The sequence below is a fragment of the Marinobacter sp. genome (assembly GCF_041984545.1).
Lineage (GTDB): Bacteria > Pseudomonadota > Gammaproteobacteria > Pseudomonadales > Oleiphilaceae > Marinobacter.
Genome location: NZ_JBHIXV010000021.1, coordinates 60,559 through 70,382 on the forward strand (window position 1 = coordinate 60,559; position 9,824 = coordinate 70,382).

Below are 9,824 nucleotides of genomic sequence, written 5' to 3' on the forward strand. Positions count from 1 at the left end.
AGAAAAAAATAACCCCGGGTTCGTCACCAGTAGCAAGACTGGGAGAGGAATAGCCCGGGGACTGTGTAAACAGTATAACCGGTTGAGAGGTCATGCTCAATGACTAGCCAACTGGACTCACTGATCGCCGGCCTGTCTCCCCAGCGTCTGGGGCCCTACCTGGCCTACAGCCAGGGTGACTACCGTCTTGCAATGGCACATTACCACTGGAACCTGCGCCTGAGCGAGGCTTTATACCCGGTACTGCACCTCAATGAAGTGGTGTTCCGCAATGCCATGCACCGGGCCCTCAGCACAGAGTTTGATACCGAAAACTGGTTCCAGGGCCTGTGGCTGCACAAGCGCGAGCAGCGCTCTATCGAGAAAGTGATCGCCGAACTGCGCAAGCGAGACAACGAGCAGCCCATCAATCCGGACCAGGTCGTGTCAGAGCTGACGTTCGGGTTCTGGTGCAGCCTGTGCGACACCCGGTATGAGCACAAACAGATTCTCTGGCCCAAACTGCTGCGCCACTCACCGCTGAGACAACTGCCGAAGCGCCAGCGGCAAAGAAAAGAGCTCAGCCGAGCCGTCAACCGATTGCGACAACTCCGGAACCGGGTATTTCACCACGAACCCATCTGGCACTGGAAAGACCTGCCTCGTCGCCATACCGATGCCATAGAACTGCTGCAATGGTTCAACCCGGAAGCGGCGCGGGTACTCGAACATACTGACCGTTTTAACGAGATCTACCAGCAAGGCCCCACCGCCTTGATTCAGGAGCTTTATCCATGAGCAACACACAAGCCAACCAGAACGGCATTTTTACTCTGGAGGGCGGCCTGTTGCCCGCCGACCTATTCAACCAATTGGCAGGCCTCCAGCTGAAGGGGCAAACCGCAGCAGACTACAACATTCCCCAGGGCCTGACACTCCGGGACGAAATCGGCCGCTTCTGGCGTATTGCCCAGGCCAACTGGCAAAACTTTGACCAGCAACGCCAGCGCAGTGACCTTTCCAACCCGACCGCAGCCGCCCAGCACTGGCTCCAGAGCCTGCTGACCCAGGTATTTGGCTTTTCCGACCTGCACGCCTATTCCGAACCGCAAATGATCGACGAGCGCGGCTTCCCCATTACCCATCATGCCTTCGGTAGCCGGGTACCCATGGTGTTTTGTGCACCGGGCGACAAAGCCCTGGATACCGCCGACCCACGCTTCGGACACGAAGGCCGCCGGCGCAGCCCCACCGGCCTGCTGCAGGAATACCTGAACGCCAACGACCAGGCGCTATGGGGCTTGGTCAGCGACGGCCAACGCCTCCGCATTCTGCGCGACAACCCCTCAATGACCCGGCCAGCCTATATAGAAGTGGATCTGGCCACGTGCTTTGCCGAGGAACAGCTGCCGGAGTTTCGTATTCTTTGGCTGCTGCTACACGCCAGCCGCTTTCAGCCGGGCACCAATAGCGATGGCGAAATAGCACCCAGCCAATGCTGGCTGGAGCAATGGCGCGCCGAGGCGGAAGAACAGGGCGAACGGCTGCTGGACAAGCTGCGCGTGGGCGTTACCGAAGCGCTGGGTGCATTGGGTAACGGTTTCCTGCGTCACCCGCAAAACGACGAACTCCGCCAGCAGTTTGAATCCCGTGAGCTGGATGCTCAAACCTATTACCAAGAGCTGCTGCGCATGGTGTATCGCATGCTCTTCCTGCTGCGGGCAGAAGCGCGGGACCTGCTGCATCCGGAAGGGAGTGACCCACTGGCCCGGGAGCGCTATCGGGAAGGCTACAGCCTGGATGTGCTGCGCCGGGCGGCCCGCAAGCCCCATCGCTTTGAAGCCCGCCATCACGATCTCTGGCTGACGGTGCAACACACCATGAACGGCCTGGCTTCCGGCCAGCCCCTACTGGCACTCCCGGCCCTGGGCGGCCTGTTTGGCAATGATCAGTGCCCCAACCTCGACAACGCACTGATCGATAACCAGTCCTTGCTCAAAGCCATCAAGGCCCTCACCTGGCACCCCAGCGAGACCAGCAACAGCCTGGTGGCCACCGACTACGCCAATATGGATGCCGAAGAACTGGGCTCGGTGTACGAAGCCCTTCTGGAACTGGTACCGGCCATTACCACCACGCCCTGGCAGTTCAGCTTTATCGGCCTGGATGAGAGCAATACCACTGCCGGAAACCTTCGCAAGTTGACCGGCTCCTACTACACGCCGGATGTGCTGGTACAGTCACTGATTGATACCGCCCTCAAACCGGTGATTCGTGAGCGCCTGGCGGATAACCCGGACGAACCGCGCCAGGCCCTGCTCGATCTGCGCGTGGTAGACCCGGCCTGTGGCTCCGGCCATTTCCTGCTGGCGGCCACCCGCACCCTGGCCCGGGAACTGGCACAACTGGATGCCGAGGGCAGCGAACCCACGCCGGCCCAGTTCCAGCACGCCCTACGCGAGGTGGTACAACACTGCATATTCGGGGTAGACGTGAACCCCATGGCCGTGGAGTTGTGCCGCACAGCACTGTGGATGGAAGCCCTGGAGCCCGGCAAACCGCTGACCTTCCTCGACAGCCACATCCAGTGTGGCAATGCTTTGGTTGGCGTGTATGACCCCACTGTGCTGGAAACCGGCATACCCGACGATGCTTTCAAAGCCCTGGAGGGCGACGACAAGGCGCTGCTGAAAGACCTGAAGAAAACCAATAAACAGCAGGCCCAAACCCTGGCGATTGATTTGCGCATCAACGCCCAGCAACTCGCTGCCGTGGAGGAACTACCGGAAGAATCCCTGGATGAGGTGCTCAACAAGCGTCAGCAATGGCAGGCCGCCCAGCAAAGCCAGGAAGCCCGTCGCGCCCGACTATTGGAAGACCTGTGGACCGCTGCGTTCTTTGTCCCGAAGAACCAGGGCTACGCCAACCGCATTCCGGATAACGGTGCACTGAAGGCGGCCCACCGGGGCGAACTCAGCCCCGAAGTGGAAGCGGAAGTTCGGCTGCGCGCAGAACAGAACCGTTTCTTCCACTGGCCACTGCAATTCCCGGAAGTATTCAACCGGGGCAACGCAGGTTTTGATGTGGTGCTGGGCAACCCGCCTTGGGAGCGCATCAAGCTTCAGGAACAGGAGTTTTTCGCCTCCCGGTCCCCTGAAATCGCTACGGCACCCAACGCTGCAGCCCGCCGAAGAATGATTCAGGCGCTGGAGTCGAGCAACAGCGAACACGATCAAGCCCTGCACCGGGACTTCTTTGAGGCTCGACATGCTGCGGAAGCTGCGAGCCAGTTTGTGCGCGGCAGCACACGCTTTCCCCTGACCGGCACCGGTGATGTCAATCTCTATGCTCTGTTTGCCGAGTTGGCGTTGAACCTGACCGCCAGCCGTGGCCGAGCCGGTATCATCGTTCCTACAGGCATTGCTACGGACGACAGCACCAAGGCTTATTTTGAAGCCCTGGCTTCCGGCAAGCGATTGGCCAGTTTGTTCGATTTCGAGAATCGCGAAGGACTGTTCAAAGGGGTACACCGTAGTTACAAATTCAGCCTTCTAACCATCGCTGATCAGATTGATCACGCGGACCTGATGTTCTTCTCCACCCGGATTGAGCACCTGGACGACCAAGAGCGGCTGTTCCAATTGTCTCCGGAAGACTTCGCCCTAATCAACCCGAACACCCGCACCTGCCCGGTGTTCCGGGCGAAAAAAGACGCGGAGCTGACTCGTAAGCTGTATCGCCAAGCGCCGGTGTTGATGCAGGAGAACCCTGAAACCAATCCTTGGAATATCAAGTTCCAGGCGATGTTCCACATGTCCGCCGACAGCGATCTGTTCCGCACCTATCAGCAACTGGACGATCGAGGCGCCCAGCTCGAAGACAACCAATTCCACCTTGATGGCACCCGCTACCTGCCGTTGTACGAAGCCAAAATGGTGCACCACTACGACCATCGCTTTGCTACCTACGAAACAGACGGCGAAACTACCCGCGACACGACGGTAGCCGAAAAGCAGCAGACAGATTACGCCCCGCTTCCCCGGTACTGGGTGGAAGAGCGTGAGGTACTGCTGCGCACCGCCGATATGCCTCGTGTCGTGCTGGACGGCCTGAAAAAGCAGGACACCGCCAAGTTGGAGGAAGGCCTGCGCCAATGGTTGGCGGGCCAACTGCTGGTCCGTGAGCAGTTTGAAGAAGCCTCGCAACTGCTGGGTAGCCGGGTGACCAAACGCGGCACCACCGGCAACCTGTTCCAAGCCGCGGAGTTCACCAAAGATGGCCTGGCATCCCGCAAAATGGCTGAAGATCACCCGATGACCGATGCGGAGCTGGATGATTGGGTGGCGGCGTTTTCCGCACAGCAAGATTACGCAGTACTGGTGGAGGATCGTCTGAAGAGTCGAAGCCCTAGATACCTTCTCGGGTTCAGGGATATTACAAACGCCACAAACGAACGCACGACAATTGCCAGCTCAGTTCCTTTCGCCGGAGTCGGTAACAACTTCCCGTTATGTATTTTGCCTGTTACCACACCCGCAAATCTGGTTGCCGCGCTGCAAGGAAACCTTTCTACAATCGTCTTCGACTTCGTGACGCGGCATAAGGTTGGCGGCACCCACCTGAACTTTTTTATCGCGAAACAATTGCCAGTCTTACCGCCGAAAGCCTACTCTGAAGCCGACCTCAACTACATCGCCCCACGCGCTCTGGAACTCACCTACACCAGCCACGACCTCGCGCCCTTCGCCCGCGACCTGGGCTACGACGGCGAGCCATTCGCCTGGGAGCCAGACCGCCGGCACCAACTGCGCTGCGAACTGGATGCCTACTATGCCCGGCTGTACGGCCTGACCCGGGACGAACTGCGCTACATCCTCGACCCAGCTGATGTTATGGGCCCGGATTATCCATCTGTCACCTTCCCCGGCCTCAAGCGCAAGGAAATCGCCACATACGGCGAATACCTCACCCAGCGCCGGGTACTGGAAGCCTTTGATCAACTCGCCGCAACTGAAGGAACTCCGTCATGAGCCAGTACAATCCCCGTCATGACATCAAAGCTTTGCTAGAGGCCGCCCAGCTCTGGAAGGACCAATGCCTCCTGGATGACGGCCCTTTGCTGGGTGATGGCAAGTATTGGAGCAGTGCCAAACTGGCGGAGCTGGATCAGCGCTTTATTCAGAATCCCCAGGAGGGCGACGAGAGCTACTTCGACAAACTGGCGCTACAGCTGTCGGATGCCACCCCCGAGGCCATCAAATTGATGGCAGAGCTGAACTGGTTGTTGCTGTTGTTCTCCACCAACATCAAACCCGGTACCAAGCGGGATCTGGTGCGCAATATCTGGGAGTTATCCGGCGACACGCTACCAGAAAGCTGGCTACTGGAAGACGCGACCCTCTCAGGAGCCGGGAGTACAGGCACTGGCTACAACACCTTGCGGTGGCGTGAGTTAGTGTTCCTGATCGAAATGATGAAAGCTTTAAAGGCCCTGGCACCCGAGGCCCAACGCCAGACACTGGAAAGTCCCTGGTCTTTTGCAGACTGGCTGGAAAGCATTCCGGATGCCAGGGCAAGACAGTTTCGCCATATTATCTGTTTCCTGCTCTTTCCCGATCACTTTGAATCCATATCCGTGGGCAGTGACAAGAAAGAAATAGCCCGGGTGCTCGGCGACCTACCCAAAGCCAAGCTCAAGGCAATGAGCAACCGGGAAGTGGATGAAACCCTGCTGGAAATACGCAAGCAGTTGGAAGAGCAGGAGGAGCAAGGCGTTGATTTCTACGCCTCACCCTGGATCGACCAATGGCGACCGTCGCCTCGTGTTTGGTTAATGGCCTGGAACCCGGAGAACTGGGAGTGGAAATCCTTTCAGGATGACCGGCTTCGGGTTGCACGTGGCGAGAATGTCACCCTACCCTGGCGAACCGTCTCCAAGCAGTTGAAAGAAGGCGACACCGCCTACCTGGTGAGACTGGGTGAAGAGCCGAAAGGCCTGGTTGCCCGGGGCACCGTGACAAGTGAACCCTATGAAGATGTCCACTACGACCCGGATTTGGCGGACAAGGGCGAGAAAGCGCTGTATGTGGACATCACACTGACCGATCTGCGAGATCCAAAGGCCGAGCCCTACATCAGTCTAGCGGACCTGAAAGCCGGCACTGTGGATAGCCAGAACTGGACACCGCAAGGCTCTGGTATCGAAATCAAACCCAGGTCCGCGAAACTCGTGGCGGGCCTCTGGAACAAGTTGCCGCCTGTAAAGGTCGTGGAGGCTCATCAACCTACGTCTCGGCAACAGGCCATCAATATCGGCAGACCGGTGAATCAGATTTTCTACGGGCCACCCGGCACAGGCAAAACCCATCATTGGCGTAATCACATCCAGCCAAAATACGAACGGGCCGCCAGCCAGGTCTCAACGGGCGAATGGCTGGAGGAGCAGTTGGCCAATACGTCCTGGTGGGAGGCCGTGGCGCTGGCCCTCGCAGACCTGACCCAGAAGGGAAAAAGTGCAACGGTCAACGAACTGTTGCTGCACCCTTACTTCAAGGCAAAGACTCGGGTGCAAGGCCGTGTTGGCAGCAATAACCTCCGCGCCCAGTGCTGGGCCGCATTGCAGAGCCACACGGTAATGGAATCGGAAACCGTCAACTACTCACCGGATAAACGCCAGCCTCCGCTTATCTTTGACAAGAAACCCGGTGGACAGTGGATCTTCGCCGGCGATTGGGAGGAAGCCGGGGAAGGCTTGCGCGAGCAGCTCAAGAAACTACAGTCAGGACCTCAAAACGAGGAAACACGGATCAAACGCCACCTGACCGTGACCTTCCACCAATCTTACAGCTACGAGGACTTCGTAGAAGGCATCCGGCCTCAAACCACCGCCGAAGGCGGCATCAGCTATGAGGTACGAGATGGCCTGTTCAAAGCTTTTTGTAACCGGGCTCGGCAAGATCCGAATCAACGCTACGCTTTGTTCATTGATGAAATAAATCGGGGCAACATCTCCCGCATCTTTGGGGAGCTAATTACCCTGATCGAGGCCGACAAACGGGCCTGGTGGGATGAAGAAGGCCAACTGGTGGACGGCATGGAGATTACGCTGCCCTATTCTGGTGAACGCTTTGGTGTGCCGAAGAACCTGGATATCTACGCCACCATGAACACCGCTGACCGTTCCATTGCCCTGATGGATGCTGCACTACGTCGGCGGTTCCGCTTTATTGAGCTGATGCCGGAGCCCAAACAGATAACCGGTAATCAGGGGGATGGTTATATACCGGATGGCGAAGGGGGCCTGCTGAGCCTGCGTGATTTGCTGAATGCCATTAACCTGCGCCTGCGCTATCTGTTACACCGGGACCAGACCTTCGGGCATGCCTACTTCATGGAAGTAAAGGATATCGACAGCCTGCGCCACGCTATGGTGTACGACATTATCCCCATGCTGGCGGAATACTTCTATGACGACTGGCAGCAGATTCGCCGAGTGCTGGCGGACGACACAGCGCCGGCCGAGCATCAGATTATTACCCGCAAGATACTGGACCCCGGCCAGCTGTTTGCGGGCGCAGAGCTGGATCTGCCGGAGAAACCTGACTTCCGCGTGAAACAGCCAGGCGAGATCACGCCGGATGCCCTGCGCAAAATCTATGACTCATTGGAAATGCCCGCGTGAAACTCGTTAGTGCCGTTGAGCATGGCTGGCTGACCATCGGCAAGGAAGGCGATCTAACGGCGCCGGAGGCTGATGCGTTGGCCGCCGCAGAGAGCGTGCTTCCCAAGAACTGTCTTGAATGGGGCCGTAACCGGGTAAAGTTCCGGCAGTTCTGTGGCGTGGTGCAGGTTCAGCAGGTGCTGCAAATCGAAATTCTGCCCAAGGTCTTTCCGCATCAGACACCGGAACAGCAACGCACCACCCTGATCGAAATGCTGGACACCGCCGGCGACATCGAGGGGCTCAGTGCCCGGCAAGCGGGCCTGGGCACCAGCAATCACCGACTTCTGGATGTATTCATACGCCATTTTCTAAAGCTTCTCGAAGCGCAGCTTCAACAGGGCCTGCTTCGGGACTACCAGGATGTGGAGGATACGCTCGACCAGGTTCGAGGCCGGATCGACCTGATCCGCCAGCAACGGGAGAACCTGTTCAAGCCCCAGCGCCTCGCTTGCCGGTTCAATGAGCTGTTAGTGGATATTCCGGTGAACCGGCTCTTGCACACAGCCCTACTCTGTATGACTCATTTGGCAAGCTCGCCCATGCTTCGCCAACACATTCAGAGTATGCGGATGCGCTTTGGCGGCATCGGTGTCATTCACAAAGGCGATCACCTGCCCCGCGCCGACGACCTGAACCGGATGCAGCGTCGCTATGCCAGCGTGGTGGATCTGGCCCGACTGTTTATTGACGGCCAGTACCTGGACGCCCGGGCCGGCCACCAACAGGTTTACAGCCTGCTATTTGACATGAACCAGCTATTCGAGCGCTTTGTAGCCGTCAAACTTAGGCCAACCGTCCGAAAGATGGGCCTGCGCCTGATGGAGCAAGGCCCGCGCAAATACCTGGGCGAAGATGACTCCGGCAAAGGCCGGCTGTTGATGCGACCGGATATCAGCTTATTGGATGAACTGAACCGGCCGGTAGCCATTCTGGACACAAAATGGAAACTGCTGGAATCCAGTAACCCTCTGGCTTCTCTCTCCTCAGCGGATCTCTATCAACTGAGTACTTATGCTAGCGCCTACCGCTGTGACCAGGTGATGCTATTGTATCCTGAGCAATCGGGTTTTCGGGGGGAGTACCAGATGAGCTTGAACCTAGTAGATCGGCCCGTGAAGCTTACTGTGTTAGCGATGCCCTTGTGCGGAGAGGGCCTCTCGCTGCCTGTTCGGACAATAGAGGCATTCGTTTAGAGAATAGCGCCATAGCAACGTCGTATTGCAAACCATTGGAGAGGCCACCTTTCGTGTTTGGGTATTTGTAACTAGGATTCGTTGCATGTGGGGACATACAACGCACTACGCACTACTCTAAGAAACCAAAGAAAGAGGAAGTTATGTTCGAGCCGATTGAGGCACTGGACGCATACAATAAGAACATCAATGTTCTCATTGGCTCAGGCGCTTCAGCTGACCTGTTCCCGACACTGGCATTAAAAATCAAGGACGAAAACGGTAGCCGAGAGACGATCGAAAAACTTGCTACTAAATTTGACACACACTCAGAAAAACTCACTGCACTATTCATGCACTACTACGATACGTGCATCTATCCAGTGCAGAATTTCACACAATCCGAAGTTAAAGATGCGAAAGGCTTGGCTAACCTTGAAAACTACGAAATATTTTTAAAAACCCTCCTTGGTTTACTGGATCGAAGAAACGATCTCAATCGGAAAATAAACATCTTCACTACAAATTACGATGGATGCTTGGAGCACAGTGCCGACAGCTTACTTATGAGCGGCTCACATGATTTTGTTGTGAACGATGGCACGTCAGGATTTCACAAGAAGCATCTGCATGCTAAGAACTTCAACACATTTCAGTGTCAAACTGGCATATTTGAACGTGCGACCTATGGTATTCCCCAGCTAAACATTATTCATCTACATGGGTCCGTTAACTGGTCAAAAAGTGGCGATAAGATCGAGGTTAATTACACCAACGACTTCAATTATCTGCTAGAGCCAACAACAGCCCTAAATATAAAAGAATTCTCAACATACTTAGGGACTGAGGGAGGAACTACTGCTCACATTCCTTCAGTCTCATTGGATAGTTCTAAGGAGACTCTGAATAAGTCGCCGGAATCGGCGATAATACGGCCATCGCCAACTGCA

At 56.6% G+C, this 9,824-nt stretch carries 5 protein-coding genes; all 5 read left to right on the top strand.

The genetic code is table 11. The features are described from left to right. The first annotated feature begins 99 nt into the window (after positions 1-99). Positions 100-777, top strand: a complete 678-nt coding sequence (locus ACFC20_RS11415) for a hypothetical protein (RefSeq protein ID WP_375193128.1) — start codon at positions 100-102, stop codon at positions 775-777. Next, positions 774-5,009: an Eco57I restriction-modification methylase domain-containing protein gene (locus ACFC20_RS11420; RefSeq protein WP_375193129.1), complete on the top strand. Its 4,236-nt coding sequence runs from the start codon at positions 774-776 to the stop codon at positions 5,007-5,009. Before ACFC20_RS11415 ends, ACFC20_RS11420 begins: the two co-directional genes overlap by 4 nt. Continuing rightward, positions 5,006-7,660 carry an AAA family ATPase gene (locus tag ACFC20_RS11425; RefSeq protein WP_375172517.1) on the top strand — a complete coding sequence of 885 codons (2,655 nt, stop codon included), beginning with the start codon at positions 5,006-5,008 and terminating at the stop codon, positions 7,658-7,660. The genes ACFC20_RS11420 and ACFC20_RS11425 overlap by 4 nt, the downstream gene beginning before the upstream one ends. Continuing rightward, the gene (locus ACFC20_RS11430) at positions 7,657-8,895 is read left to right on the top strand and encodes an McrC family protein (RefSeq protein ID WP_136631993.1); all 1,239 of its coding nucleotides are present in this window, start codon (positions 7,657-7,659) and stop codon (positions 8,893-8,895) included. Before ACFC20_RS11425 ends, ACFC20_RS11430 begins: the two co-directional genes overlap by 4 nt. 143 nt (positions 8,896-9,038) lie before the next feature. Beyond that, the coding region (locus ACFC20_RS11435) for a hypothetical protein (RefSeq protein ID WP_375172516.1) at positions 9,039-9,824 on the top strand (786 nt) is incomplete at its 3' end.